27 protein-coding genes are annotated in these 23,993 nt (G+C 66.9%); 20 read left to right on the plus strand and 7 right to left on the minus strand.

Annotation, left to right across the window (positions count from 1 at the left end; genetic code table 11):
* The 4 genes from QPK32_RS14985 to QPK32_RS15000 form a co-directional block, all read left to right on the plus strand.
* On the plus strand, positions 1-2,349 hold a 2,349-nt coding region (locus tag QPK32_RS14985; RefSeq protein WP_290413590.1), incomplete at its 5' end, for a TonB-dependent receptor domain-containing protein.
* A gap of 137 nt (positions 2,350-2,486) precedes the next feature.
* The gene (locus QPK32_RS14990) at positions 2,487-3,104 is read left to right on the plus strand and encodes an NADPH-dependent FMN reductase (protein ID WP_290413591.1); all 618 of its coding nucleotides are present in this window, start codon (positions 2,487-2,489) and stop codon (positions 3,102-3,104) included.
* A 37-nt stretch (positions 3,105-3,141) separates the two neighbouring features.
* Positions 3,142-3,780, plus strand: coding sequence for a tRNA-uridine aminocarboxypropyltransferase (locus QPK32_RS14995; protein ID WP_290413592.1), 639 nt, complete (start codon positions 3,142-3,144; stop codon positions 3,778-3,780).
* 108 nt (positions 3,781-3,888) lie between these two features.
* Entirely contained in the window at positions 3,889-5,031 is a 1,143-nt protein-coding gene (locus tag QPK32_RS15000; RefSeq protein WP_290413754.1) for a PA0069 family radical SAM protein, read from the plus strand.
* A gap of 42 nt (positions 5,032-5,073) precedes the next feature.
* Here QPK32_RS15000 and QPK32_RS15005 read toward each other — a convergent pair whose 3' ends face one another.
* A complete protein-coding gene (locus QPK32_RS15005) occupies positions 5,074-5,625 on the minus strand; it encodes a GNAT family N-acetyltransferase (RefSeq protein ID WP_290413593.1) in 552 nt (183 codons plus the stop codon).
* Positions 5,626-5,767: 142 nt separating this feature from the next.
* Between QPK32_RS15005 and QPK32_RS15010 the strand changes: the two genes are divergently transcribed.
* Both QPK32_RS15010 and QPK32_RS15015 read left to right on the plus strand, forming a co-directional pair.
* Positions 5,768-6,346, plus strand: a complete 579-nt coding sequence (locus tag QPK32_RS15010; RefSeq protein ID WP_290413594.1) for an ATP-binding protein — start codon at positions 5,768-5,770, stop codon at positions 6,344-6,346.
* An 87-nt stretch (positions 6,347-6,433) separates the two neighbouring features.
* Positions 6,434-7,069 carry an SAM-dependent methyltransferase gene (locus tag QPK32_RS15015; protein WP_290413595.1) on the plus strand — a complete coding sequence of 212 codons (636 nt, stop codon included), beginning with the start codon at positions 6,434-6,436 and terminating at the stop codon, positions 7,067-7,069.
* Between the two features lie 33 nt (positions 7,070-7,102).
* Here the strand turns inward: QPK32_RS15015 and QPK32_RS15020 are convergent, their stop codons facing one another.
* Positions 7,103-7,783, minus strand: a complete 681-nt coding sequence (locus tag QPK32_RS15020) for a hypothetical protein (RefSeq protein ID WP_290413596.1) — start codon at positions 7,781-7,783, stop codon at positions 7,103-7,105.
* 215 nt (positions 7,784-7,998) lie between these two features.
* On the opposite strand from QPK32_RS15020, the gene QPK32_RS15025 reads away from it, so the two are divergent.
* The gene (locus QPK32_RS15025) at positions 7,999-8,688 is read left to right on the plus strand and encodes a PadR family transcriptional regulator (protein WP_374046751.1); all 690 of its coding nucleotides are present in this window, start codon (positions 7,999-8,001) and stop codon (positions 8,686-8,688) included.
* Between the two features lies 1 nt (position 8,689).
* Here QPK32_RS15025 and QPK32_RS15030 read toward each other — a convergent pair whose 3' ends face one another.
* From QPK32_RS15030 to QPK32_RS15045, 4 genes are all read right to left on the minus strand, one after another.
* Positions 8,690-9,817, minus strand: coding sequence for an acyltransferase (locus QPK32_RS15030; RefSeq protein WP_290413598.1), 1,128 nt, complete (start codon positions 9,815-9,817; stop codon positions 8,690-8,692).
* Positions 9,818-9,872: 55 nt separating this feature from the next.
* Complete coding sequence (locus QPK32_RS15035; protein WP_290413599.1) at positions 9,873-10,409, minus strand: ankyrin repeat domain-containing protein; 537 nt, start codon at positions 10,407-10,409, stop codon at positions 9,873-9,875.
* A 71-nt stretch (positions 10,410-10,480) separates the two neighbouring features.
* Positions 10,481-11,053: a gamma-glutamylcyclotransferase gene (locus QPK32_RS15040; protein WP_290413600.1), complete on the minus strand. Its 573-nt coding sequence runs from the start codon at positions 11,051-11,053 to the stop codon at positions 10,481-10,483.
* Positions 11,054-11,084: 31 nt separating this feature from the next.
* Positions 11,085-12,005 (minus strand): LysR family transcriptional regulator, encoded by a 921-nt coding sequence (locus tag QPK32_RS15045; RefSeq protein WP_290413601.1) that lies wholly within the window; start codon positions 12,003-12,005, stop codon positions 11,085-11,087.
* Positions 12,006-12,103: 98 nt separating this feature from the next.
* Here QPK32_RS15045 and QPK32_RS15050 point away from each other — a divergent pair, with 98 nt between their 5' ends.
* Both QPK32_RS15050 and maiA read left to right on the plus strand, forming a co-directional pair.
* Positions 12,104-13,129, plus strand: a complete 1,026-nt coding sequence (locus QPK32_RS15050) for a fumarylacetoacetate hydrolase family protein (protein WP_290413602.1) — start codon at positions 12,104-12,106, stop codon at positions 13,127-13,129.
* Complete coding sequence (maiA, locus tag QPK32_RS15055) at positions 13,126-13,770, plus strand: maleylacetoacetate isomerase (protein ID WP_290413603.1); 645 nt, start codon at positions 13,126-13,128, stop codon at positions 13,768-13,770. Before QPK32_RS15050 ends, maiA begins: the two co-directional genes overlap by 4 nt.
* 116 nt (positions 13,771-13,886) lie before the next feature.
* On the opposite strand, the gene QPK32_RS15060 is transcribed toward maiA, so the two are convergent.
* Complete coding sequence (locus QPK32_RS15060; RefSeq protein WP_290413604.1) at positions 13,887-14,342, minus strand: CBS domain-containing protein; 456 nt, start codon at positions 14,340-14,342, stop codon at positions 13,887-13,889.
* A 167-nt stretch (positions 14,343-14,509) separates the two neighbouring features.
* On the opposite strand from QPK32_RS15060, the gene QPK32_RS15065 reads away from it, so the two are divergent.
* From QPK32_RS15065 to QPK32_RS15115, 11 genes are all read left to right on the plus strand, one after another.
* A complete protein-coding gene (locus QPK32_RS15065; RefSeq protein ID WP_290413605.1) occupies positions 14,510-15,304 on the plus strand; it encodes a uracil-DNA glycosylase in 795 nt (264 codons plus the stop codon).
* A 240-nt stretch (positions 15,305-15,544) separates the two neighbouring features.
* Positions 15,545-16,009: a Fe-S cluster assembly transcriptional regulator IscR gene (gene iscR, locus QPK32_RS15070; protein ID WP_290413606.1), complete on the plus strand. Its 465-nt coding sequence runs from the start codon at positions 15,545-15,547 to the stop codon at positions 16,007-16,009.
* Between the two features lie 33 nt (positions 16,010-16,042).
* On the plus strand, positions 16,043-17,299 hold the full coding sequence (locus QPK32_RS15075; protein ID WP_290413607.1) for an IscS subfamily cysteine desulfurase: 1,257 nt from the start codon (positions 16,043-16,045) through the stop codon (positions 17,297-17,299).
* Positions 17,300-17,353: 54 nt separating this feature from the next.
* Complete coding sequence (iscU, locus tag QPK32_RS15080; RefSeq protein ID WP_290413608.1) at positions 17,354-17,752, plus strand: Fe-S cluster assembly scaffold IscU; 399 nt, start codon at positions 17,354-17,356, stop codon at positions 17,750-17,752.
* A gap of 120 nt (positions 17,753-17,872) precedes the next feature.
* The gene (gene iscA, locus QPK32_RS15085; RefSeq protein WP_290413609.1) at positions 17,873-18,196 is read left to right on the plus strand and encodes an iron-sulfur cluster assembly protein IscA; all 324 of its coding nucleotides are present in this window, start codon (positions 17,873-17,875) and stop codon (positions 18,194-18,196) included.
* Between the two features lie 4 nt (positions 18,197-18,200).
* Positions 18,201-18,716 carry a Fe-S protein assembly co-chaperone HscB gene (hscB, locus tag QPK32_RS15090; RefSeq protein ID WP_290413610.1) on the plus strand — a complete coding sequence of 172 codons (516 nt, stop codon included), beginning with the start codon at positions 18,201-18,203 and terminating at the stop codon, positions 18,714-18,716.
* A gap of 138 nt (positions 18,717-18,854) precedes the next feature.
* A complete protein-coding gene (gene hscA / locus QPK32_RS15095) occupies positions 18,855-20,744 on the plus strand; it encodes a Fe-S protein assembly chaperone HscA (protein ID WP_290413611.1) in 1,890 nt (629 codons plus the stop codon).
* A 149-nt stretch (positions 20,745-20,893) separates the two neighbouring features.
* Positions 20,894-21,232 (plus strand): ISC system 2Fe-2S type ferredoxin, encoded by a 339-nt coding sequence (fdx, locus tag QPK32_RS15100; RefSeq protein WP_290413612.1) that lies wholly within the window; start codon positions 20,894-20,896, stop codon positions 21,230-21,232.
* Between the two features lie 27 nt (positions 21,233-21,259).
* The gene (locus QPK32_RS15105) at positions 21,260-22,177 is read left to right on the plus strand and encodes an SAM-dependent methyltransferase (RefSeq protein ID WP_290413613.1); all 918 of its coding nucleotides are present in this window, start codon (positions 21,260-21,262) and stop codon (positions 22,175-22,177) included.
* 24 nt (positions 22,178-22,201) lie between these two features.
* A complete protein-coding gene (gene ltaE / locus QPK32_RS15110; RefSeq protein ID WP_290413614.1) occupies positions 22,202-23,233 on the plus strand; it encodes a low-specificity L-threonine aldolase in 1,032 nt (343 codons plus the stop codon).
* Positions 23,233-23,952, plus strand: a complete 720-nt coding sequence (locus QPK32_RS15115) for an RNA pseudouridine synthase (RefSeq protein ID WP_290413615.1) — start codon at positions 23,233-23,235, stop codon at positions 23,950-23,952. The genes ltaE and QPK32_RS15115 overlap by 1 nt, the downstream gene beginning before the upstream one ends.
* The last annotated feature ends 41 nt before the right edge of the window (positions 23,953-23,993 follow it).

Here is a 23,993-nt window from a genome sequence, read left to right on the forward strand (position 1 = left end):
AACATCAAGCTGAAGAAGAACTTCCAGGGCACCCGCTTCGCCGCCGAATCCGGCGACACCCAGCACGGCGGCGGCCAGACCCACCGCGCTTCGCTGAGCAGCGGCATCGGCGACATCGACACCGACGGCTACAACGCCTTCTTCACGGCCGAGTGGCGCCACCAGGGTGCGATCAAGATCTCCGATCGCCTCGGCAACGACTGGACCAATCTCGACTGGCGTACGCGCGGCGGCAACGACCTGACCTACGGCGTGCCCACCTCGCGCCTGGGTTACCTGACCGCGGCCAGCTCGCCGTTCCTGTACAACCCGTCGGGTGCCGGCGGCGTCAACAACGCGGCCAACTTCCAGTTCCTGGATCCGAGCTGCAACTACGGCAAGTACATGGCGGGCGGCTGCGCGGTGACGGACAACGTTGGTTATATCCAGCCGGAAACCGAAAACCTGAACATCTTGATCGGCATGACCAAGAAGCTGAACGCGGACTGGGAACTGGCGTTCAAGGGTTCGATGTTCAAGCGCGACAACACCAACAACCGCGGCATCGGCCCGACCTACAGCCAGACCAGCTTCAACGGCTATAACGTCATCAACGGCAACACGCTGATCCCGGCACTGGGCGCGCGCACGACCACGTTCGGCAAGGGTGCGCAGATCGGCGCCGGCCTCGTCAACCCGTTTGGCGACGGTACCCGCCTGTACGGCTATATCCCGGGCGTGCCGGAATCGTCGGCGCAGGACAACAGCGCCACCACCACTCGCTTCGCGCTCGACCTGACCGGCCACGCCTACGGCTGGGACCTGCAGTTCGCCGGCGGCCTGACCAAGTCGAAGGCCGACATCGACTACAGCGGCTACGTCAACCGCGTGGCCCTGTACGACCTGATCGGCGCAGGCAAGTGGAACGTGCTGGGCGGTAATTCGCCGGACCTGCTGAACCAGGTCGCGCCGCACTTCTCGAATACCCTGGAATCGAAGCTGAACTACCTTGACGCCGTCGGTTCGCGCGAACTGATGCAACTGGGCGCCGGCCCGCTGGCCCTGGCTGCCGGCGTGCACTGGCACAAGCGTACCTGGGATGCGCCGCCGTCCGAACTGACCCGCATCGGCGCCGTCGGCAACACCTCGGCCTTCGTGATCGGCGACGAAACCAATACCGCCGGCTTCGCCGAACTGCAGGCGACCCCGATCAAGAACCTGGAACTGCACGTGTCGGGCCGCTACGACCATTACGACACCTACGGTCACTCGTTCACGCCGGCGGCCAGCTTCAAGTGGACGCAGTCCGAGAAGTTCGCCGTGCGCGGTACCTTCGCGCGTGGCTTCCGCGCACCGAACCCGGCCGAGACCGGCAATTCGGGTTCGTTCTTCTCGTTCAACGGCATCGACGACCCGATCCTGTGCCCGACCGGCAACCAGAACGCGGCCGGCACCCCGAAGACCGGCGCCTGCGGCATCCAGCCGACCTACGTGCAGCGTCCGAGCTCGGATCTGTCGCCTGAGAAATCGAAGTCCTACACCCTGGGCGTCGTCCTCGAGCCGTTCAAGGGCCTGAACGCGACCGTCGACTACTACAAGATCGACGTCAAGAACCAGATCGTGACCGCGGCCGGCAACGACCCGAGCTACGTCCCGACCTTCGTACGCGGCAACCCGGTGCCGGTCGACATCTCCGACGGCAATGGCGGCACCTACCTGGCTACCCCGGCGGTCGGCCCGATCCTGTTCGCCGAATCGGGCTACGTGAACGCCGGCTCGACCAAGACCGACGGTATCGAAGCGGACATCGGCTACCGCTGGCGCCTGCCGAGCGACCTGGGTACGCTGCGCGCGAACCTGAGCGCTGCGCACACGTTCAGCTACGAGCAGGAAATCGCCGGCAAGACCTACCAGCTGGCCGGTACCCACGGCCCGTCGGTGGTGTCGGGTGCGACCGGTTCGCCGAAGAACCGTGCGCAATTCACCCTCGGCTATGCCAAGGGTCCGCTGGACGTGAACGCCACGGTGAACTACACCAGCGACTTCTCGGCACTGGATCCGGCCGCCGGCTATACCGACTGCGCGACGATCGCACGCGACATCACCAGCCGCAACTACTTCCAGAACCTGGTTCAGCCGGATGCGTTCTGCCACGTTGCATCGTTCACCACGACCAACCTGAACGTGCAGTACAAGCTGAGCGAGAACCTGACGCTGCGCGGCGCCATCCTGAACGTGTTCGACAAGCAGCCTCCGCTGGATCCGAACACCTACGGCAACTCGACCGTGCAGACCGCGTACAACGCGTCGCTGCACCAAGCGGGCGCCGTGGGCCGCTTCTTCAGCCTGGGCCTGGCCTACACCTTCTGATCGCCTAGCGTGACGTAGGGACAGGGCGGCACGACCTCGCGGTCGTGCCGCCTTTTTCTTTGTGCTCGTATCGGGCGCGCCCGATCCCGCTCCCTCCCTAGAATCGATAGCAAATCGACATTTGCAAGGAGGAGCACATGCTGAATATCGGAGTGATCGTCGGCAGTACCCGCCCTGGCCGCAAGGCGCCGGCCGTGGCCGACTGGGTGATGGACGTTGCCGGCATGCGCGGCGACGCGATCTACGAACTGGTCGACATCGCCGACTTCGACCTGCCGCTGCTGGACGAGCCCGTGCCGCCGTCGCAGGGCCAGTATACGAAACCGCACACGCAGGCCTGGGCCGCGCGCATCGCCAGCTTCGACGGCTTCGTGTTCGTCACGCCGGAATACAACCACGGCACTTCCGGCGCGCTCAAGAACGCCATCGATTTCCTGTACAAGGAGTGGAACAACAAGGCCGCCGGCTTCGTCGGCTACGGCAGCGTGGGCGGCGCCCGCGCCATCGAAAGCCTGCGCCTCGTGATGGGCGAACTGATGGTGGCCGACGTGCGCGCCCAGGTGATGCTGTCGCTGTTCACCGATTTTGCCGACGGCAAGGTCAACCCGCCCGAGCGCCAGGTCGAGGCGCTCGATGCCATGCTCGACCAGGTGGTGGCGTGGAGCAGGGCGTTCCAGCCCCTGCGCGGCGCGACGCCGCCCGACGATGCGGCCGACGGCGCGCCGCCGCACGGGCGCCGGGTGAGCAGCATGTGATGCGTTCCCGTCGTGGGCGGCGCTACAATCGCGGCCCATGACGATTCCTTCCATCCCCCATCGCCGCGCGACCTGCGCCGCCTGCCTGCGCGCGCAAAGCGACTGCATCTGCCGCTGGGCGGCGCCCGTGGCCGCCGCCGTCGAACTGCTCGTGCTGCAGCATCCGCTCGAAGTGCGCAACGCCAAGAACAGCGCGCGCCTGCTGCACCTGTGCCTGCCCGGCAGCCGCCTGGCCGTCGGCGAAGCCTTCGATCCCGCCGAGCTCGCCGGCCTGCTGGAAGCGGGCGGCAGAACCCCCATCCTGCTGTATCCCGACACGCCCGGCGACGCGGCGCTGGGCATCGCGCCGCCGCCGGCGCTGGACGAGGCCTTGCTGGCCCAGCCCGGCCTGCTCCGGCTCGCCGTGCTGGACGGCACCTGGCGCAAGAGCCGCAAGATGCTGTACCTGAATCCCGCGCTGCAGCGCCTGCCGCGCCTGGCGCTGCGCGACGTGCCGGCGTCGGGCTACCGGATCCGCAAGGCGCATGCGCCGCACCAGCTGTCGACGCTGGAAGCGGTAGCGCATGCGCTTGGACAGATCGACAACGATCCAGCCCGTTACCGGCCTCTGCTGGCCGCGTTTGACGGTTTTGTGCAACAACAAGCCGCAAAAACACTGCACTTGAACCCTTCTTGACATCGGCGTACTATACTGTATAAACATACAGTACTTTTTAAGGAGCGCCGTGTGAACCGGGCAAAAGCCAGCATGATCGCAAATCGTGGCCGCGTGGAAACGCAGGTGATGTTGCCGTTTCCGCCCAAAGCTGCCTCAGTGGCGCCGTTGAAAGGCCGCGGCGCCGTCACCAATATCCAGGGCCGCTACGAAGTCAACGGCCGCGAACGCTTCGACGACGGCTGGAGCGTGCCGGGCGTGGCGGAAGACACGCCGGCGCCGCTCAAGACCGAAGTCACGGACGAGATCGCAAAAAGCATCCTCAGCCGCAATACCTCGCCCGACATCCCCTTCAGCGTCTCGCTGAATCCCTACCGCGGCTGCGAGCACGGCTGCATCTATTGCTTCGCGCGGCCGACGCACGCCTACCTGGGCCTGTCGCCGGGCCTGGACTTCGAAAGCCGGCTGTTCGCCAAGGTGAATGCCGCCGACCTGCTGCGCCAGGAGCTCGCGCGTCCCGGCTACGTGCCCGAGAACATCGCGATCGGCGTGAATACGGACGCCTACCAGCCCTGCGAGCGCGAGCGCCGCATCACGCGCGAGGTGCTGGAAGTGCTGGGCGAGTGCAACCACCCCTACGGCCTGATCACCAAGTCGGCGCTGATCGAGCGCGACATCGACCTGATCGCGCCGATGGCCGAGAAGGGCCTGGCCTGCGCCGCCATCACCCTGACCACGCTGGACGGCGAAATCTCGCGCACGCTGGAACCGCGCGCCGCCGCACCGGCCCGGCGCCTGCGCGCGATCCGGACGCTGACGGAAGCGGGCATTCCCGTCAGCGTCAGCGTGGCGCCGATCATCCCTTTCGTGACGGAACCGGAAATCGAGCGCATCCTCGAGGCCGCCAAGGACGCCGGCGCCGTCGGCGCCCACTACACGGTGCTGCGCATGCCCTGGGAAGTCAATCCTCTGTTCCAGCAATGGCTGCACGCCCACTTCCCGGATCGGGCCCAGCGCGTGATGAACCGCATCCGCGACATGCGCGGCGGCAAGGACTACGACAGCGACTTCGGCAAGCGCATGCAGGGCGAGGGGGTGTGGGCCGACCTGATCCGACAGCGCTTCACCAAGGCCGTGAAACGCTTGGGGCTGGAAGGAAGGATGAGCCGCTTCAATGTCAGCGACGGCACGCAGTTCCGCCGTCCGCTGGTGGTGCCGAAGCCGGTCGCCAAGCCGAGCAGCGCGAAGGCGGCGCAGATGGATCTGTTTTGACCGTACCGGCTTGCCGATACGCGTTGCCGGCGAGTGCTTAGCTTAGGCCAGCCGCGGCGTGTAGCCGGGCACGAGCGACAGCATATGGGCCGACACGGCCTCGCCATGCAGCCGCAGCCGCTTGCGCGCCAGGCACTCGTAGACGGCGCCGGCCTTGTGCGCGAGCGTCAGGCTCGGCAAGTTGCCTTCGGCGACGACGATCTCGACCCTGTTCTGGTCGAGTTGCCGGAATGCGTAGTCGGCCAGTGCGCCGACGGCGGCCAGCGCGGCGTCCTGGCGCTGGGCGGATTCGCGCACCCAGTAGCCCAGGTTGCAGAAGCCGTTCAGGCGGTTGAACTGGTTCAGGCCGGCGACGCCGACGAAGGTCTTGCCGTCCGAACGGAAGATGCCGAATTCGTGGGCGCTGCCGTCGGCGCGGCCGGCGTCGCAGATGGCGACCCAGCTCAATGCTTCCGTTTCGCTGTAGCCGGGATGGGCCCAGCTCATCCATTTGCCGACGGTGGCTTGCGATTCGCGTACCGCCGCCGCCATGGCGGGCGCATCGGCCGTCGTCAGTGGGCGAAGCAGGAAAGCGGCGGCGCGGAGCTGGGGCATGCTGGACCTTTCAGGTTGAGATGGTTTCTGTTGTCATCATAACCATCGTTGCTAGTAGGGGCAATAGAAGGCCGTTCGGACGCGGCGTTGTGAGCACGATCACTCTCGGCTACGATGATGCCTTTCAGCATCGGATTCGCCCATGGAGACGCAGCACAGCAGCACGGCCGGCACCCGAGCACCAATGGAGGGCGATGGCGTTCGCATGGTCGTGTTCGTCGGCGCCGAATCGACGGGCAAGTCGACGCTGGCCGAGTTTCTCGCTCGCGCATACGGCACCGTGTCGGTGCCGGAAATCGGCCGCTTCATCTGGGAAGAAAAGCAGGGCAGGCTGGGTCCGGACGACTACGTCGAGATCGCCCTGCGCCACCGCCAGGCCGAGGACGCGGCACGCCCGCAGGCGCGGCGCTGGCTGTTCGTCGACACGAATGCCCTGACCACGCTGTTGCTGGGCATTCAGTTCAAGCAGGTCGGCGACCCGCCGCCCGCCGCACTGCTGCGCTGCGCGGACGAGTGCAGGACGCGCTATGCCCACACCTTCGTCTGCGCCGACGATATTCCCTACGAAGAACAGGAAGTACGCGAGAACGAAGCCTGGCGCGGGCGCATCCAGCAACTCGTGCTGCAGGACCTGGAGGCGCGCGGCATTCCCCATACCGTCCTGCACGGCGGCGTCGAGGAACGCGCGCGCCAGGTGCGGGCCGTGCTCGACGCCGCCTGAATCGACGGCCGAGGCGGACGAACAACAGTTCGGCGCAAGTACTCGTGACGTGCTGTATGATGCGGCTCCCGAAAACGAAGCCCGCATATGCTCATCCTTACCATCAAGCAGGGCAAAGAAAAGAGTCTGCTGTCCGGGGATCCCTGGATCTACCCCTCCGCCATCGACAAGGTCGACGGCCGGCCGCAAGAACGTTCCAAGCCCGGTTTCACCGCGCTCGTGCAATCGTCGTCGCGCCAGTTCCTGGCCCGCGCGGCGTATAACGCCAAATCGCAGATCGCCGCCCGCATCTGGACCCTGCGCGAGGACGAGCCCGTCGACCACGCGATGATGAAGCGCCGCGTGCAGGCGGCCGTCGCGCGGCGTGCCATGGCCGTGCGCGGCGCCGATCCGCAAGCCCTGGTCCTGGTGATCGACGGCGACAAGGACGGCCTGCCCGGCCTGCTGGTGCACAGCTATGGCGGCACCGGCGGTTACCTGGTGTGCCAGTTCAATGCCGCCGGCGTCGATTTGTGGAAAGTGACCATCGTGCAGGCGCTGATCGCTGCGACGGGTTGCGCCAATGTGTTCGAGCGCAGCGACGAACTGGTGCGCAAAGGCGAAGGACTGCCAGTCATCTGGCGTCCGCTCGCCGGCGACGAGCCGCCGCAGCGCCTGATGGTGCGCGATGGCCAGCGCCTCTTGCCGACCGACATCCGTACGGGCTTCGTCTATCCGCGCTGAGCGATCCGGTGCGTGGCAGGCGACGTCGTCGCGTCATCGCGGCCGGCGCAAGTACATGCCCGTGTGCCTGACGTTCATGCCGCCGCACGTACCGTTATCGTCTGCCGCCAGGTAGTCGCCGATCCTGGCAAGCCTGACCTGGCACCCCGACTGCGCCGCGCCGGCGTGTCGACCGTCGACGTGCAACACACCTGACATGCCGCCGAAATGCGCGATCGGCTCGCCATTCGGCAGTGTCCCGCCCTCCCAACGCAAGGTGGACAGCATCGCGAGTTCGCCACCCTTGCCCGTCGAGGAGATGCGGATCCTGTTCGGGCCATCCGCCCATACGCCCACCCAGTCCCCTGGCGGATGGATCGGTGGCGCTGGAAGCATTGCCACGTTCTTCTTCGGCACCCAGGAAACAGACTCGTGCTTCCGGCCCTGATACCACACGCAGGACCACTCGGCGTTACTTTTGCCGACCACCACGCGGTCTCCCGGGACCAGATATGCCGGACTCACGCAGGATTCCTTGCGCGCGGGACAACCGTCCATATCTCCCAAAAAATGTACTTTCTCGCCCTCCCGACCCTGGATCACGCCCAGCCCGAGATGTTCCTGCTCGCTTGGAAACAAGCCGTTTCTGCAAAAATCGGCGTCCGACACCTGTGCTTGCGCAGCGCTGGCGACAGGTATCAATAGCAGGCAGAGGCGGATGCATGTCGACGTCATGGGGATTCCTGGCGAAGGGTAGTCCGCTTTCGATGGCGGCGGACGTTTCCTCAAGTGTTCCCTCCCAGGGCGGCGGTGTCAACGTTATCGGCGGATCGTCCCCCGGCAGCCATGGCATACAGGCGCGGCCCGATCGCCCAGCCACGCTTTCTCACCATAAAGGTTGACACCATCAACGATCATCTATATCTTACGATGCATCTTACGATATAAGGATGCAGGTCATGCCTCACCACAAACACCATCACGACCATCACCATGGCCACCATCATGACGGCGGCGAGCACGGCCACCATCATCACGCAGGACCGCGCCATCGCGGCGGCGGCCCGCACGGCGTGCACGGACGCGGCGGCCGCGGGCCGGGCGGCTTCGGTTTCGACGACGAGGGCGGCATGCCGCGCGGCCGCAAGCTGTCGTCGGACGACCTGCAGTTGCTGCTGCTGGCTCTGATCGGCGAGCAGCCCAGCCATGGCTATGAGCTCATCAAGGCGCTGGAGACGCGCTCCAACGGCTTCTACGTGCCCAGCCCCGGCATGATGTATCCGGCCCTGGCCTTCCTGGAAGACCGCGGCCACGTCGGCGTCGCGCTCGAGGGTACGCGCAAGCGCTATTCGCTGTCGGACGAGGGACGCGCGCACCTGGAAGAGCACCGCGAACGCGTCGACGCGATGCTGGCCAAACTGCAGCACATGGCCGAGAAAATGGCGCGCATGCGCAGCGCCATGGCGGAGGACGAAGGGGACGGCGCGGCGATGACGAAGGAATTCGCCGAAGCGCGCCATGCCTTGCGGCACGCGCTCCGTGCCCGTGCCGGCGCCTCGGCCGAGGAACAGCAGCGCATCGCCGCCATTCTGGCGCGTGCGACGGCCGAGATCGAGGCCGGCGCCAAGGACGCCGCCTGAGTCACCCGTCCTGCACGGCTGTCCTGCGGCGCAGCAGGCGGTCGCGCAGGAGCAGGCCCGGCCGCTCGACGGCCAGGTAGAGCAGCCCCGCCACCGCCAGCGCGGCCAGGTTTGCGATGGCGAAGGCGGCCCAGGGCGCGCTGCCGACCAGGTGGACCAGCAGCGCGTCGAGCCAGGCATAGACCTGGCGATGCGTCAGGTACAGGCTGAACGCCAGCAGGGCGAGCGGCCGCGCACCGGGCAGCGCGACGCGCGCGAACGGCAGGCGCGGACTGACGGCCGCCACCAGCAGGCAGCCGAATCCGAGGCCCAGCAGCGGATACAGCAGCAGGGTACCGGCACGCCCGACGGGATCGATCCGCACTGCCAGCGCGACCGTCGCCAGCCCGAGCGCCAGCAGCAGTGGCGCGCGGCGCAGCAGTACGGTCCACCAGGCGGGCCGGAACGCCCGCACGGTGGCGAGCAGCACGCCGGCCAGCAGGCCGTCGAGATGCGTCCAGGTCGGCGCATAGATCGTTTCCGCATGGCGCAGGAAGGCGCCGGCCGCATCGCCCGCCGCCAGCAGCGGCGCGACCTCGTGCCGCCACAGCGCATCGCGCAGCAGCATGCCGCCCGCCGCCAGCAGGACGAAGGCGGCGATCGTGCGGGCCTTGCCGGGCCGCCGCGTCAGCACGCCGGCGGCGAGCGGGAACAGCAGGTAAAAATGTTCCTCGACGCACAGCGACCACGCGTGCGAGTAGGCGCGGTAGCGCGCGTAGTCCGGGAACAGGTTCACGGTGAAGGTCAGGAATTGCCAGGGCGGGGCCATCGTCTCCGCCTCGCGCCATGCCGGCACCGCCAGGTAGACGGCCAGCACCGTCCAGTAGGCCGGCAGCACCCGCAGCGCGCGCCGCAGCCAGAAGGTTCCCCAGTCGGCATGCGCGCCCGCCGCGATCCGGCCCAGCACCTGCCAGCCGATCAGGTAGCCGCTCAGCACGAAGAACAGGTCGACACCGATCCAGCCGTGCCGGCCGATGCGGGGCAGGTCGAAGCCGTGGCTGGCGATGTGGTACAGCATGACCGTGACGATGGCGGCGGCGCGCAGCAGGTCGAGGCCCGGCTCGCGGGCCGGTGGCAAGGATGAGTCCATGGCGCGCTAGTCTACCGGACCGCCGCCCGGCATCGGCGGCGTGGCGGGTGCGCGCTCAGCGTTCGTTGGTCATGGCGGCCAGCAGGGCCGTCGTGTCGGTCGCGCCCATCGTGCGCGCCGCGTCGAGGATCGAGTGGCCGTCCGCATCCAGGCGGAAGGCGTCGGCGCCGCGCGCCAGGAACAGCTTGACGATGTCGACGCGGTTGAACATGGCGGCGAACATCAGCGCCGTCTTGCCGTTCGGGCCCGCGTTGTCGACCTTGGCGCCGTGGTCCAGCAGCAGCGTGGCGATGGCGATGTCGCCCTTGAAGGCGGCGCCGTGCAGCGGGGTCTGGCCGGCGTCGTTCATGATTTCCGGATCGGCGCCGCGCTCCAGCAGCACGCGGGCGGCGTCCTGGTGGCCGTGGTAGCAGGCCAGCATCAAGAGGCTGTCGCCGCGTTCGTTGCGCAGGTTGGGCGGCAGGCCCTGGTCGAGCAGCGTGGCCAGTTCCGCGGCCTCGCCGCTGCGCGCGGCCTGGAAGACCTTGCGCACGAAGGCGAGGGTGGCTTCGTCGAGTTCGTTGGCATTCGGTGTCGGCTGCTGGGGTTGCATCAGAGTCTCCTGGTTAATCGTCAAGCAAGACGATTAGACCATAAATCGGCGGGACGCATCGGCCCCCCCCGTCAGGCCTCGGCCTGGAACGCGAGCAGGTGTTTTTCGATCTCGGCCACGTGCGCATCGAACTTGCCCAGTTCGCGCAGCGCCTTGGCCAGCTCCAGCAGGTATTTGCTGTTCGGGCCGCTGGGGCCGCGCGCGCCGGCAATCTGACGGGCGATGTCGCGCTCGCTGGCCGGACCGAGATAGGCCGCGTTCTCGTGGGTGGCGATGTAGACCAGGCCTTCGACGCTGCTGCCGTCTTCGAAGCGGATGTCGGTGGCCAGGCGCAGGTACCCGTTCTTCTCGCGGTAGTCGAGGTGGGCGAATTCTTCCGGCGTGACGAGGTAGGCCATGCCGTGGCAGACCGCGCCCGGCTCCGGCGCCAGCGTGACGACGCGGCCCGGCGCGCTTGCCGTGCCGCGGTGGTCGTGCGAACCCTGCCAGAACCTGCGCGTCCATCCCGCGATGCTGGCCGGGCGCCGCTCGATGAAGGGGAAGTCGGCCTTGAAGATCAGCGAGCCGTAGCCGAACAGCCAGACGCTGGCGTGGCCGTCGAACTTGTCCATGCGCTGGTTGATCGCGACGGTGTTGAGGGACATGGGAAGACGAATGAATGAACGATGGGGAATTCTAGCGCGGCAGTGGCGGGGCTGCAGCGGGCCGGTCCGCCACGAAGTCGAACAGGAAGGCGATGAACGCTTCCGCCGCCGGCGTCAGCGAGCGCTGCTCGCGTGTGTAGACGAAGAAGCGGCGCGTCAGCACGGGCTCGGCCAGCGGCACCGCCGCCAGGCCGTGCAGGCGCACGAGCGGCGCCGCGTAGGGCATGCCGACCGTGATGCCGAGGCCGGCGGCGACCATCGCCAGCGCCGTCGTCATATAGGTCACTTCATGGGCGGGCTTGAGCGCCAGGCCCGGAGGCGCCGCGTCCATGTCCGCCAGCAGGCGTTCCGTGAACTGGCCGCGCAGCGAGATCAGCGGCCAGGCGGCGAGCTCGGCCCACGTGGCCCGCGTCCTTCCGGCGAGGGGATGGCCGGGCGGCACGACGGCCTCGAACGGCATTTCCATCAGCAGGCGCGCCTGCAGCTGCGGGGCGCCGTCGCGTTCCGGACCGATGCCGAAATCCGTCTCGCCGGACAGCACCCGCGCCGTCACGCCCTCGACGGGGGAATCGGACAGGCTGATCCGGATGTCCGGGTGGCGTTCGCGCCACGCCGCGATGACTTGCGGCAGCAGCGTGCAGGCCATCAGCTGGGGCACGGCCACCCGCACGATGCCCTTGCGCAGTTGCGCCTGGTCCGCAATGTTCGCAAGCGCACCGTCCAGATCATCGATCATCTGGCTGAATAGGGGGTAAAGCTCTTGTCCGGTCGCCGTGAGGGCGATACGGCGCGTGCTGCGGTCGACGACGCGCACGCCCAGCGTCTGTTCGAGTTCCTTGATCAGGCCGGACAGGGCCGACTGCGTGACGTGCAGGGACGCGGCGGCGAGCGTGAAATTGCCCATTCTGGCCAGGGCGACGAAGGCGCGCATCTGGCGCAGCGTGGGATTCATCAGATAGTCCGATAAATTGAGCGGAAAATATTGTTTGTATGATAGTCCGTTTTGCCTTGTAATGCCGTGCAACATTGTTTTCACTCTAAGGATTGCGCATGAAACTCGCCTCCCTCAAAGTCGGCGGCCGCGACGGCACCCTCGTCGTCGTCAGCCGTGACCTCTCGACCTGCCAGGCCGTGCCCTATATCGCGCGCACGCTGCAGGCGGCGCTGGACGACTGGGACAAGGTCAAGTCCAGCCTGGAAAAAGTCTACGGCCAGCTGAACGACGGCATCGCCGCCGCGCCGCAGCCGTTCCGCGAGGAAGACTGCGCGTCGCCGCTGCCGCGCGCGTTCCAGTGGGCCGACGGCTCGGCCTACATCAACCACGTGGAGCTGGTGCGCAAGGCGCGCGGCGCCCAGGTGCCGCCGTCGTTCTATACCGATCCGCTGATGTACCAGGGCGGGTCCGATTCCTTCGTCGGTCCGCGCGACCCGATCGCGGCGCTGTCCGAGGACTGGGGCATCGACCTGGAGGCCGAGGTCGCGGTCGTCACGGGCGACGTGCCGATGGGCGCGAGCCCGGACCAGGCACGCGAGGCGATCCGCCTCGTCATGCTGGTCAACGACGTCTCGCTGCGCAACCTGATCCCGAAGGAACTGGAGAAGGGCTTCGGTTTCTACCAGTCCAAGCCGGCCAGCGCCTTTTCCCCGGTGGCGGTGACGCCGGACGAGCTGGGCGAGGCCTGGCGCGACGGCAAGCTGCACCTGCCGCTGCGGGTGGCGCTCAACGGCCAGCCGTTCGGCCGCCCGGACGCGGGCGAGGACATGACCTTCGGCTTCGGCGAGCTGGTCGCCCACGCGGCGAAGACGCGCGAGCTGGGCGCCGGCAGCATCATCGGTTCCGGCACGGTGTCGAACAAGCAGGGCGGCCTGCACGGCTCGAGCATTGCCAACGGCGGCGTCGGCTACTGCTGCCTGGCCGAGCTGCGCATGTACGAGACGATCGAGCAGGGCGCGCCGGCCACGCCGTTCCTGCGCTTCGGCGATACTGTCCGCATCGAGATGCTGGATGCGGGCGGCGCCAGCATCTTCGGGGCCATCGACCAGCAGGTCGCCCGTTACCAGGGGAGGGAAGGATGAAGCTGTATACCTATTTCCGCAGCTCGGCCGCGTACCGGGTGCGCATCGCGCTCAACCTGAAGGGACTCGCCTACGACGCCATTCCCGTGCACCTGCTGCGCGGCGGCGGCGAGCACCTGAAGGACGAGTACACCCGCCTCAACCCGAGCGGCCTGGTGCCGACCTTCCAGGACGACTACATCACGCTCACGCAGTCGATGGCGATCCTGGAATACCTCGAGGACGAGCATCCGGACGTGCCCCTGCTGCCCAAGGATGCGATGGGGCGCGCGCGCGTGCGCGAGATCGCCCAGATCATCGCCTGCGACATCCACCCGGTGAACAACCTGCGCGTGCTGCGCTACCTGGTCGACGACCTGGGCCTGTCGGAGGACGTCAAGAAGCAGTGGTATCGCCACTGGCTGGTGGGCGGGCTGGAGATCCTGGAAAAGCACCTGGCGCGCGACCCGAGCGCGGGCCCGCTGTGCCACGGCTACCTGCCGACCATCGCCGACTGCTGCCTGGTGCCGCAGGTCTTCAATGCCCAGCGCCACGGGATCGACGTGTCCGTCTACCCGAACATCGCGCGCATCAATGCGGCGTGCGTGGAGATTCCGGCGTTCGTGGCGGCGCATCCATCCAACCAGCCGGACGCGGAGTAAGCTCAACCGAACGTCGTCCCTGCGCAGGCAGGGACCCAATGTTGCTGGCGTAGCGAGCGCGCATGCAACCTTGGGCCCCCGCCTTCGCGGGGCGACGTATCGGCGCGGCAGTGCTTTCAGTGCCGCGTCTCCGTCCCCACCGTCGAGCGGTCCGGCTCCGCCGGCGTCGAGATATTCTCCAGCGTGTGATCGATACCGGCCGAGTGCTTGGCCGCCATGTCGCCCAGCGACACGATGCCGATCACATGCGCATCGGCGTCGACCACGGGCAGGCGGCGGATCTGGACGTCGCCCATCTCGTCCAGCACTTCGTCCACGGTCTGGCTGGCGGTGCAGGTGCGCACGTCGGTGCTCATCACGTCGCCCACTTTGGCCTGGTCCGGCGCCTGGCCGGCGGCCGTCGAGCGCACGGTGATGTCGCGGTCGGTGATCATGCCGACCAGCTGTTCGCCGTCGAGCACGGGGATCGCGCCCACGTTGAGTTCATCCATCAGCTGCGCGGCGCGCTGCACGGTTTCCTGCGGCGCGATGCTGCGCACGTCGGGGGTCATGATGTCTCGGATCGTCTGCATGTCGGTCTCCTGGAAGGCAGGGTTGAAAGGAGCGGATGATGCACGAATGCGCGTGCGGGGGACGCCACCTTGAACCCCGGAACGGCGCGCGAAAAAAGGTGGTTCGCCGGTCTTGCGAAGGCCGGCCTCGGCTACAATCTGCCCTTTTTTCGACTGGCGCCTTTGCAATGTCCGACACCACGAATCCAGCCACGAATCCAGCCACAATTCCCGCAGCGATCCTCGACGCCCTGAAGCTGGCCGACCCGTCCTGGCGCGCTCCCCTGCAGGCCGGCCTGGAAGCGATGATGCGCGCCACGCCCGGCTACCTGCCCGCGCTGGCGCAGGACGACTACCTGCCCACCGGCGGCCGCCTGTTCGCCGCCTTTGCCCTGCCATTGGAGCAGGTGCGCTATGTACTGGTGGGCGAGGGCCCGTACCCGCGTCCCGAGAGCGCGACCGGCGTGTGCTTCATGGACGGCGCCGTCGGCGCGCTGTGGTCGGACACGGGCCTGTCGAAACCCGTCAACCGCGCGACCTCGCTGCGCAACTTCATGAAGATGCTGCTGGTGGCGGACGGCCGGCTGTCCGTCGACGATACGGGCGGCGCCGCGCTGGCGCCGATCGCCAAGGCGGCGGGCACGGACGGATCGATCGCGCTGCTTTCCGAGCTGCAGGACAACCTGCTCGCCGAGGGCTTCCTGCTGCTGAACGCGTCGCTGGTGTTCCGCAAGCACGTCGCCCCCATCGCCGACGCGCGCGCCTGGGTACCGTTCCAGCAGGCCGTGTTCGCCGCGCTGGCCGGCTGCGCTGTCAAGCCCACGCTGGTCCTGTGGGGCAAGATCGCCGAGCAACTGAAGAAAGTGCCGGAAACGGCCGGCTTTCCCCAGATCCATGCCGAGCACCCGTACAACCTGAGCTTCATCGGCCACGAAGGCATGCAGCGCCTGTTCGGCCCGATGCACCTGCTGCGCCGCCGCTGAGCTGACAAACCGCAAACCGGGGTCAGAGCCGGGGTCAGAGCCCGGTTTTTGGAAAGGGCGGTGAGGAAATAGTGCTGGCGGACTTTCTGGGGGTGCCAAGCAAAGGATTTCGATTTGCGCTATACTTGACTAATTCGATCAACTAATCAGGTTTTACGCGACGCCGTAGAGGTGGGCGTGGCTGGGTCGGTTGAAGAGAGGCAAGATTTTAACACTGTTTGTACACCAACCGGGGTTGTGATGCGTCTGACCACCAAAGGCCGTTTTGCTGTTACTGCGATGATCGATCTGGCGCTCCGCGAGGGCAACGGTCCGGTCACGCTGTCGGGCATCAGCCAGCGCCAGGCCATTTCGCTGTCCTATCTGGAGCAACTGTTCGGCAAGCTGCGCCGCCACGAGATCGTGGAATCGGTGCGCGGCCCGGGCGGCGGCTACAGCCTGGCGCGTACCGCCGACAAGGTGACCGTCGCCGACATCATCATCGCCGTCGACGAGCCGATCGATGCCACCCAGTGCGGCGGCAAGGAAAATTGCCATGGCGCCGACGCGGCGGCCGGCACGCGCTGCATGACCCACGAGCTGTGGGCCACGCTGAACGCGAAGATGGTCGATTTCCTCGATTCCGTCACCCTGCAGGACCTGGTCGATCAGCAGAAACAGAAAGAACAGAACGTCGTGGTGATGCACCGCCACGCCGCCGTCTGACAAAACCAAGCAGTACATCGATGGAGTGAACACATGAACGCGCCCCTGGACAAAAAAATCGAGCAGAGCTTCGCGACTGCGCCGCATTTCCCGATCTACATGGACTACTCGGCCACCACGCCGATCGATCCGCGTGTCGCGGACAAGATGATTCCGTTCCTGCGCGAGCAGTTCGGCAATCCGGCCTCGCGCAGCCACGCCTACGGCTGGAGCGCCGAAGCGGCCGTCGAGGAAGCGCGCGGCCACGTCGCCGCCCTGGTGGGCGCCGATCCGCGCGAGATCATCTGGACCTCGGGCGCGACCGAATCGAACAACCTGGCGCTGAAGGGCGCCGCGCACTTCTACAAGACGAAGGGCAAGCACATCATCACGGTGAAGACCGAGCACAAGGCCGTGCTGGACACCGTGCGCGAACTGGAACGCCAGGGCTTCGAGGCGACCTACCTCGAGCCGCAGGACAATGGCCTGGTGTCGATCGAGCAGCTGGAAGCGGCGATCCGCCCGGACACGATCCTGGTCTCCGTCATGTTCGTGAACAACGAGATCGGCGTGATCCAGCCGATCGCGGAAATCGGCGAACTGTGCCGCAAGAAGGGCGTCATCTTCCACTGCGACGCGGCGCAAGCCACCGGCAAGGTCCACATCAACCTGGAAGAGCTGAAGGTCGACCTGATGACCTTTACCGCGCACAAGACCTACGGTCCGAAGGGCATCGGCGCCCTGTACGTGCGCCGCAAGCCGCGCATCCGCCTGGAAGCGCAGATGCACGGCGGCGGCCACGAGCGCGGCCTGCGTTCCGGCACGCTGGCGACCCACCAGATCGCCGGCATGGGCGAAGCCTTCCGCATCGCCAAGGAAGAGATGGACGCCGAACTGGCGAAAGTGAAGGCGCTGCGCGACCGCCTGGCCAAGGGCCTGCTGGAGATCGAAGAGGTCTACATCAACGGCGACATGGAACACCGCGTGCCACACAACCTGAACGTGTCCTTCAACTTCGTCGAAGGCGAATCGCTGATCATGGCCGTCAAGGACCTGGCCGTGTCGTCGGGCTCGGCCTGCACCTCGGCGTCGCTGGAGCCGTCGTACGTGCTGCGCGCCCTGGGCCGCAGCGACGAACTGGCGCACAGCTCGATCCGCTTCACCATCGGCCGCTTCACGACCGAGGAAGACATCGACTTCGCCGTCGAGCTGCTCAAGTCCAAGGTCGGCAAGCTGCGCGAACTGTCGCCGCTGTGGGACATGCACAAGGAAGGCATCGACCTGAACACGATCCAGTGGGCCGCCCACTGATCGCCGCACGCGGTACGCTGAACATCGAACACTGAACGGAACAAGGAGCACCAAATGGCTTACTCGGACAAAGTACTGGACCACTACGAAAACCCGCGCAACGTGGGCGCCTTCGACAAGAACGCCGACGACGTCGGCACCGGCATGGTCGGCGCGCCGGCATGCGGCGACGTGATGAAGCTGCAGATCAAGGTCAACGACCAGGGCCTGATCGAAGACGCGAAGTTCAAGACCTACGGCTGCGGCTCGGCAATCGCCTCGAGCTCGCTGGTGACCGAATGGGTCAAGGGCAAGACCCTGGACGAGGCGCTCGCGATCAAGAACACCCAGATCGCCGAAGAACTGGCGCTGCCGCCGGTGAAGATCCACTGCTCGATCCTGGCGGAAGATGCGATCAAGGCGGCCGTGGCCGACTACAAGACCAAGCACGCTAGCGAAGTCAAGGCCGCGTGACGGCATGGTGGGCACATGGTGCCCACCCTACGAATGCAATCCGGGCGATGTCTCGTCCGTAGGGTGGGCATGACATGCCCACCATGAGCAGCAACAAGCAACGACGTTGGAGATAAGCACATGGCAATCACCCTCACCGAAAAAGCCGCCCGTCACATCACCCGCTACCTCGAACGCCGGGGCAAGGGCGTCGGCCTGCGTTTCGGCGTGCGCACCACGGGTTGCTCCGGCATGGCCTACAAGCTGGAATACGTCGACGAGCCCAGCGCCGAGGACAATGTGTTCGAATCGCATGGCGTGAAGGTCTTCGTCGATCCGAAGAGCCTGGCCTACATCGACGGCACGGAGCTCGACTTCGCCCGCGAAGGCTTGAACGAAGGCTTCCGCTTCAACAACCCGAACGTCAAGGACAATTGCGGCTGCGGCGAAAGCTTCCGTATCTAGTCCGATGCAGAACCACTTCGACCTGTTCCAGCTCCCGGCCCGCTTCGACGTCGACCAGCACGCGCTCGACAGCGCCTACCGCGAAGTGCAGGGCCGCGTCCATCCGGACCGCTTCGTGAACGCCAGCGACGCCGAGAAGCGTGTCGCCATGCAGTGGGCCACGCGCGCCAACGAGGCCTACCAGACCCTGCGCAATCCCCAGAAGCGCGCCCAGTACCTGTGCGAGCTGAACGGCGTCGACCTGCAGGTCGAGTCCAACACGGCCATGCCGATGGACTTCCTGATGCAGCAGATGGAATTGCGCGAGGCCCTCGCCGACGCGCGCGCGGCCAAGGATGCCGCCGCCCTGGACGAACTCGACGCCCAGGTGCGCAGCGAAAAGAAGAGCCGGCTGGCCCAGGTCGGCAAGCTGCTCGACGCCGGCGACTACCAGCAGGCGGCGCAGGGCGTGCGTGCGCTGATGTTCCTCGACAAGTTCGGGGACGAGCTGCACTACGCCTTCGAGGCGCTGGAAGGTTGACAGGCGCAGGTTGAACGCGTGGACGGCAGAGCCCTCCACCTTACCGTAGGGTGGACGGGTTTCCCGTCCACGCGTTCATCCAGCATACGAGTTGCCGGGTATCCGGCCGAAAAAAGAACAACACCAGGTAACACGACCATGGCACTACTGCAGATCTCCGAACCCGGCATGTCGACCGCGCCGCACCAGCACCGGCTGGCGGTGGGCATCGACCTGGGCACCACCAATTCGCTCGTCGCGACCGTCCGCTCCAGTATCCCGGAAGTCCTCAGCGACGAGGATGGCCGCGCGCTGCTGCCGTCGATCGTGCGCTACCTCCCGAACGGCAACGCCAATATCGGCCACAAGGCGCAGGCGTTCCAGACCACGGACCCGAAGAACACCATCGTTTCCGTCAAGCGCTTCATGGGCCGCGGCCTGAAGGACATCGCGCACGCCGAGAACCTGCCGTACGATTTTGTGGACGCGCCCGGCATGGTCCAGGTGAAGACGGTCGCCGGCATCAAGAGCCCGGTCGAGACCTCGGCCCAGATCCTGGCCACGCTGCGCCAGCGCGCCGAGGATGCGCTGGGCGACGACCTGGTCGGCGCCGTGATCACCGTGCCTGCCTACTTCGACGACGCCCAGCGCCAGGCGACCAAGGATGCCGCCCAGCTGGCCGGCCTGAACGTGCTGCGCCTGCTGTCCGAGCCGACCGCCGCCGCCATCGCCTACGGCCTGGACCACGGCAAGGAAGGCGTGTATGCCGTCTACGACCTGGGCGGCGGCACCTTCGACATCTCGATCCTCAAGCTGTCGAAGGGCGTGTTCGAAGTGTTGTCCACCGGCGGCGATTCCGCGCTGGGCGGCGACGACTTCGACCAGCGCCTGTTCTGCCACATCACCCAGCAGTCCGACCTGGCGCCGCTGTCCGACGTCGACACGGCGACGCTGATGGTGAAGGCGCGCCAGGCCAAGGAGCTGCTGTCGACGAATGAAGAGACGACCGTCGAGGCGATCCTGAAGTCGGGCGAACTGGTGCAGGTGACGATCACCGCCGCGACCTTCGCCGAGATCACCCAGCCGCTCGTCGCCAAGACGATGAACGCGGTGCGCAAGGCGATGCGCGATGCGAACGTGTCGGTCGAGGACGTCGACGGCGTCGTCATGGTCGGCGGCGCCACCCGCATGCCGCACATCCGCCGCGCCGTCGGCGACTACTTCAAGACGATCCCGCACGCGAACATCGACCCGGACAAGGTCGTCGCGCTGGGCGCCGCCATCCAGGCCAACCTGCTGGCCGGTAACCGCGCCGCGGGCGACGACTGGCTGCTGCTGGACGTGACCCCGCTGTCCCTGGGCATCGAGACGATGGGCGGCCTGGTCGAGAAGATCATCCCGCGCAACTCGACGATCCCGTGCGCGCGCGCCCAGGAATTCACCACCTTCAAGGATGGCCAGACTGCGCTGGCCGTGCACGTCGTGCAAGGGGAGCGCGAGCTGGTGTCCGATTGCCGCTCGCTGGCCCGCTTCGAGCTGCGCGGCATTCCGCCGATGGCGGCCGGCGCGGCGCGCATCCGCGTCACCTACCAGGTCGATGCGGACGGCCTGCTGTCCGTGTCCGCGCGCGAGACGCGCTCGGGCGTGGAAGCGTCGATCACCGTCAAGCCCTCGTACGGCCTGGGCGACGACGAAGTGGCGCGCATGCTGCAGGATTCGTACAATGCCGCGCAGGTCGACATGGCCGCGCGCGCGCTGCGCGAGGAGCAGGTCGAGGCCGAGCGCATCCTGCTGGCGACGGCATCGGCGCTGGAGACGGACGCCGACCTGCTCGCCGACGAGGAACGCGCGGCCGTCGCCGCGCTGGAGCAGGGCGTGCGCGACGCGCTGGCCCGTTCCAACGACGCGGCGCTGGGCACCGAGGAGCGCCAGAACAAGCTGCACGACGCCGTGCAGGCGCTGGCCCACGGCACCGAGGAATTCGCCGCGCGGCGCATGGACAAGAGCGTGCGCAAGGTATTGGCCGGCAAGTCGCTGGACCAGGTGTAAGCGCGAACACGAAATAACGCCGTCCCCGCAAAACAACGTCGTCCCCGCGCAGGCGGGGACCCAGGTTTGCAAGCATTGCGGTAACGCGTGCTGAAATTGGATCCCCGCCTGCGCGGGGACGACGATACCATTACAAACGAGGTCAAGAAGTGCCACAAATCGTCATCCTCCCCCATCCCGTCTTCTGCCCCGAAGGCGCCGTCCTCGAAGGCCAGGCCGGCAAGTCGATCTGCGACACGCTGCTCGAGAACGACATCGAGATCGAACACGCCTGCGACCGCGTGTGCGCCTGCACGACCTGCCACGTGGTCGTGCGCGAAGGCTTCGACTCGCTGAACGAGCAGGAAGAAAAGGAAGAGGACATGCTCGACAAGGCCTGGGGCCTGGAGCCGAACTCGCGCCTGTCCTGCCAGGCCATCATCGCCGACGAAGACCTCGTCGTCGAGATCCCGAAATACACGATCAACCACGCCGCCGAGAACCATTAAGGCCGGCGCCATCGCCGGAGTCCGCCCATGAAACACGCTGCCAAGGCAGGCGCCAGGCCTGCCGCCAAGCCGGCCCCGACGATCCACGAACTGGCGCCGGAGATCAAGCCGAACCAGTCGATCGAGCTCCTGAAGGAGTTGCACATCCTCACGCGCGACGGCAAGTTGAACCAGGACAGCCGCCGCAAGCTCAAGCAGGTCTACCACCTCGTCCAGTTCATCGAGCCCTTGCTGAAGGATGTGCTGGCCGACCATGCCGACGTGTCGGTCGTCGACCACGGGGCCGGGAAGTCCTATCTCGGTTTCATCCTGTACGATTTGTTCTTCAAGGGGCGCGAAGACGGGTCGCGCATCTACGGCATCGAGACGCGCGAGGAACTCGTGCAGAAGTCGACCGAGCTGGCCGAGCGCCTGGGCTTTCCCGGCATGTCCTTCCTGAATTTGTCGGTGGCCGAATCGACGGCGTCCGACAAGCTGCCGGCGACCGTCGACGTCGTCACCGCGCTGCATGCCTGTAACACGGCGACCGACGACGCCATCGATTTCGCGCTGAAGAAAAAGGCCAAGCACATCGTGCTGGTGCCGTGCTGCCAGGCCGAGGTGGCGTCCGTGCTGCGCAAGAACAAGGGCCGCGACCTGGGTCGCAGCGCGCTGACCGAGATCTGGCGCCACCCGATCCACACGCGCGAATTCGGCAGCCAGATCACCAACGTGCTGCGCTGCCTGCAGCTGGAGGCGCACGGCTACCAGGTGACGGTGACGGAACTGGTCGGCTGGGAGCACTCGATGAAGAACGAGCTGATCGTCGCGACGTATAAAAACCTGCCGCGCCGCCGTCCTGCCGAGCGCCTGCAGCAGGTGCTGGCCGAAGTCGGGCTGGAAGAGCTGAAGGAACGCTTCTATACTGGACAGCGCGTCGCGCAAGCCGAAGCGACCCCTCACTGAAGCGCCCCCTCACTGAAGAGACCCATGAGCGACAACCAACACCCGATCGACCTGCGCAGCGACACCGTCACCCAACCGTCCGCCGCGATGCGCGCCGCGATGGCCGCCGCGCCGGTCGGCGACGACGTGTACGCCGACGACCCCACCGTCAACCGCCTGCAGGACTACGCGGCCGAGCTGTTCGGCTACGAAGCGGGCCTGTTCGCGCCGAGCGGCACGCAAACCAACCTGATCGCGCTGATGGCCCACTGCGCCCGCGGCGACGAGTACCTGGTCGGCCAGGAAGCGCACACGTACAAATACGAGGGCGGCGGCGCCGCCGTGCTGGGTTCGATCCAGCCGCAGCCGATCGCCAACCAGCCGGACGGCAGCATCGCGGTGGCCGACATCGCCGCCTACATCAAGCCGGACGACATGCACTTCGCGCGTTCGCGCCTGCTGGCGCTGGAAAACACCATCGGCGGCCGCGTGCTGCCGCAGGACTACGTGAAGGCCGCCACCGACTTCGCCCACGCGAAGGGTCTCGCCACCCACCTGGACGGCGCGCGCATCTGCAACGCGGCCGTCAAGAACGGCATCAGCCTGCGCGAGGCCGTCGCCGGCTTCGACACCGTGTCCGTGTGCCTGTCGAAGGGACTGGGCGCGCCCGTCGGCTCCGTGCTGCTGGGACCGAAGTCCTTCATCGAGCAGGGCAAGCGCCTGCGCAAGATGCTGGGCGGCGGCATGCGCCAGGCCGGCGTCATCGCCGCGGCCGCGCACTACGCGCTGGAGCACAACGTCGAGCGCCTCGCGGACGACCACCGCAACGCGGCCGACCTGTCCGCGGGCCTGGGCGCGATCGCCCCGCTGAAGGTGACGACGCCGCAGACCAACATCTTCTATGTCGAGATCCCGGAAGCCGCGTGCGAGCCGCTGCGCGAAGCGCTGGCGAAGCAGGGCATCCGCGCGTCGATCGGCCCGCACACGCGTCTCGTGACGCACCTGGACGTAAGCAGCGCGGACGTGCGGACGGTGATCGCCGCGTTCCAGGCCTTCTTCAAGGATTGGCGCAACTGATGACCGAGGACGCAATCCGCCTGGCCAAGCGCGTGGCCGAGACCGTGCCCTGTTCGCGCGGCGAAGCCGAGCGCTACATCGCCGGCGGCTGGGTCACGGTCGACGGTAATATCGTCGAAGATCCGGCCACGCGCGTGTTGCCGGCGCAGGCCGTGGCGCTGCTGCCGGGCGCCGAACCCGTCGAGCCGCTGCCCGTGACGATCCTGCTGCACAAGCCGGCCGGCGTCGACATGGACGGCGCGCTGGCGCTGCTGTCGGAACAGACGCTGGCGGCGGACGGGAAGGGGACGGATGGAAAGGGCGCAGCGCGCTTCCTGCGCCGCCACCTCGTGAAACTGGCGCCGGTCGCGCCGCTGCAGGCGGCCGCCAGCGGCATCGTCGTGTTCACCCAGGACTGGCGCGTGCAGCGCAAGCTGGTCGAGGACGGCGACCGCATCGAGCAGGAATTCGTGGCCGAGACGACGGACTACGTGTCCGACGAGGCGCTGGCCCTGCTGCAGGGCGCGATTCGCCCCAACGTGCCGATCAAGGCCAGCCGCCAGAGCGAGGCGCGCCTGCGCTTCGCCGGCAAGCGCATCCGTCCGGGGCAGCTGGAAGAACTGTGCGCCGCCGCCGGCCTGTCCTTGAAATCCCTGCGCCGCCTGCGCATCGGCAAGGTGGCGCTGTCCAGCCTGCCGGCGGGACGGTGGCGCTACGTCAAGGAATTCGAACACTTCTGATTGCAGGCGTACCGATACGTCGCCCCGGCGCAGGCCGGGGC

The sequence above is a fragment of the Massilia sp. YIM B02763 genome (assembly GCF_030412015.1).
In the GTDB taxonomy this organism is placed as follows: Bacteria; Pseudomonadota; Gammaproteobacteria; order Burkholderiales; family Burkholderiaceae_D; genus Telluria.

Coding starts and splice junctions, on each gene's coding strand:
- QPK32_RS14990 (WP_290413591.1), top strand. CDS start 2,487: ATGCTGAATATCGGAGTGATCGTCGGCAGTACCCGCCCTGGCCGCAAG.
- QPK32_RS14995 (WP_290413592.1), top strand. CDS start 3,142: ATGACGATTCCTTCCATCCCCCATCGCCGCGCGACCTGCGCCGCCTGC.
- QPK32_RS15000 (WP_290413754.1), top strand. CDS start 3,889: ATGTTGCCGTTTCCGCCCAAAGCTGCCTCAGTGGCGCCGTTGAAAGGC.
- QPK32_RS15005 (WP_290413593.1), bottom strand. CDS start 5,625: ATGCCCCAGCTCCGCGCCGCCGCTTTCCTGCTTCGCCCACTGACGACG.
- QPK32_RS15010 (WP_290413594.1), top strand. CDS start 5,768: ATGGAGACGCAGCACAGCAGCACGGCCGGCACCCGAGCACCAATGGAG.
- QPK32_RS15015 (WP_290413595.1), top strand. CDS start 6,434: ATGCTCATCCTTACCATCAAGCAGGGCAAAGAAAAGAGTCTGCTGTCC.
- QPK32_RS15020 (WP_290413596.1), bottom strand. CDS start 7,783: ATGACGTCGACATGCATCCGCCTCTGCCTGCTATTGATACCTGTCGCC.
- QPK32_RS15025 (WP_374046751.1), top strand. CDS start 7,999: ATGCAGGTCATGCCTCACCACAAACACCATCACGACCATCACCATGGC.
- QPK32_RS15030 (WP_290413598.1), bottom strand. CDS start 9,817: ATGGACTCATCCTTGCCACCGGCCCGCGAGCCGGGCCTCGACCTGCTG.
- QPK32_RS15035 (WP_290413599.1), bottom strand. CDS start 10,409: ATGCAACCCCAGCAGCCGACACCGAATGCCAACGAACTCGACGAAGCC.
- QPK32_RS15040 (WP_290413600.1), bottom strand. CDS start 11,053: ATGTCCCTCAACACCGTCGCGATCAACCAGCGCATGGACAAGTTCGAC.
- QPK32_RS15045 (WP_290413601.1), bottom strand. CDS start 12,005: ATGAATCCCACGCTGCGCCAGATGCGCGCCTTCGTCGCCCTGGCCAGA.
- QPK32_RS15050 (WP_290413602.1), top strand. CDS start 12,104: ATGAAACTCGCCTCCCTCAAAGTCGGCGGCCGCGACGGCACCCTCGTC.
- maiA (WP_290413603.1), top strand. CDS start 13,126: ATGAAGCTGTATACCTATTTCCGCAGCTCGGCCGCGTACCGGGTGCGC.
- QPK32_RS15060 (WP_290413604.1), bottom strand. CDS start 14,342: ATGCAGACGATCCGAGACATCATGACCCCCGACGTGCGCAGCATCGCG.
- QPK32_RS15065 (WP_290413605.1), top strand. CDS start 14,510: ATGTCCGACACCACGAATCCAGCCACGAATCCAGCCACAATTCCCGCA.
- iscR (WP_290413606.1), top strand. CDS start 15,545: ATGCGTCTGACCACCAAAGGCCGTTTTGCTGTTACTGCGATGATCGAT.
- QPK32_RS15075 (WP_290413607.1), top strand. CDS start 16,043: ATGAACGCGCCCCTGGACAAAAAAATCGAGCAGAGCTTCGCGACTGCG.
- iscU (WP_290413608.1), top strand. CDS start 17,354: ATGGCTTACTCGGACAAAGTACTGGACCACTACGAAAACCCGCGCAAC.
- iscA (WP_290413609.1), top strand. CDS start 17,873: ATGGCAATCACCCTCACCGAAAAAGCCGCCCGTCACATCACCCGCTAC.
- hscB (WP_290413610.1), top strand. CDS start 18,201: ATGCAGAACCACTTCGACCTGTTCCAGCTCCCGGCCCGCTTCGACGTC.
- hscA (WP_290413611.1), top strand. CDS start 18,855: ATGGCACTACTGCAGATCTCCGAACCCGGCATGTCGACCGCGCCGCAC.
- QPK32_RS15105 (WP_290413613.1), top strand. CDS start 21,260: ATGAAACACGCTGCCAAGGCAGGCGCCAGGCCTGCCGCCAAGCCGGCC.
- ltaE (WP_290413614.1), top strand. CDS start 22,202: ATGAGCGACAACCAACACCCGATCGACCTGCGCAGCGACACCGTCACC.
- QPK32_RS15115 (WP_290413615.1), top strand. CDS start 23,233: ATGACCGAGGACGCAATCCGCCTGGCCAAGCGCGTGGCCGAGACCGTG.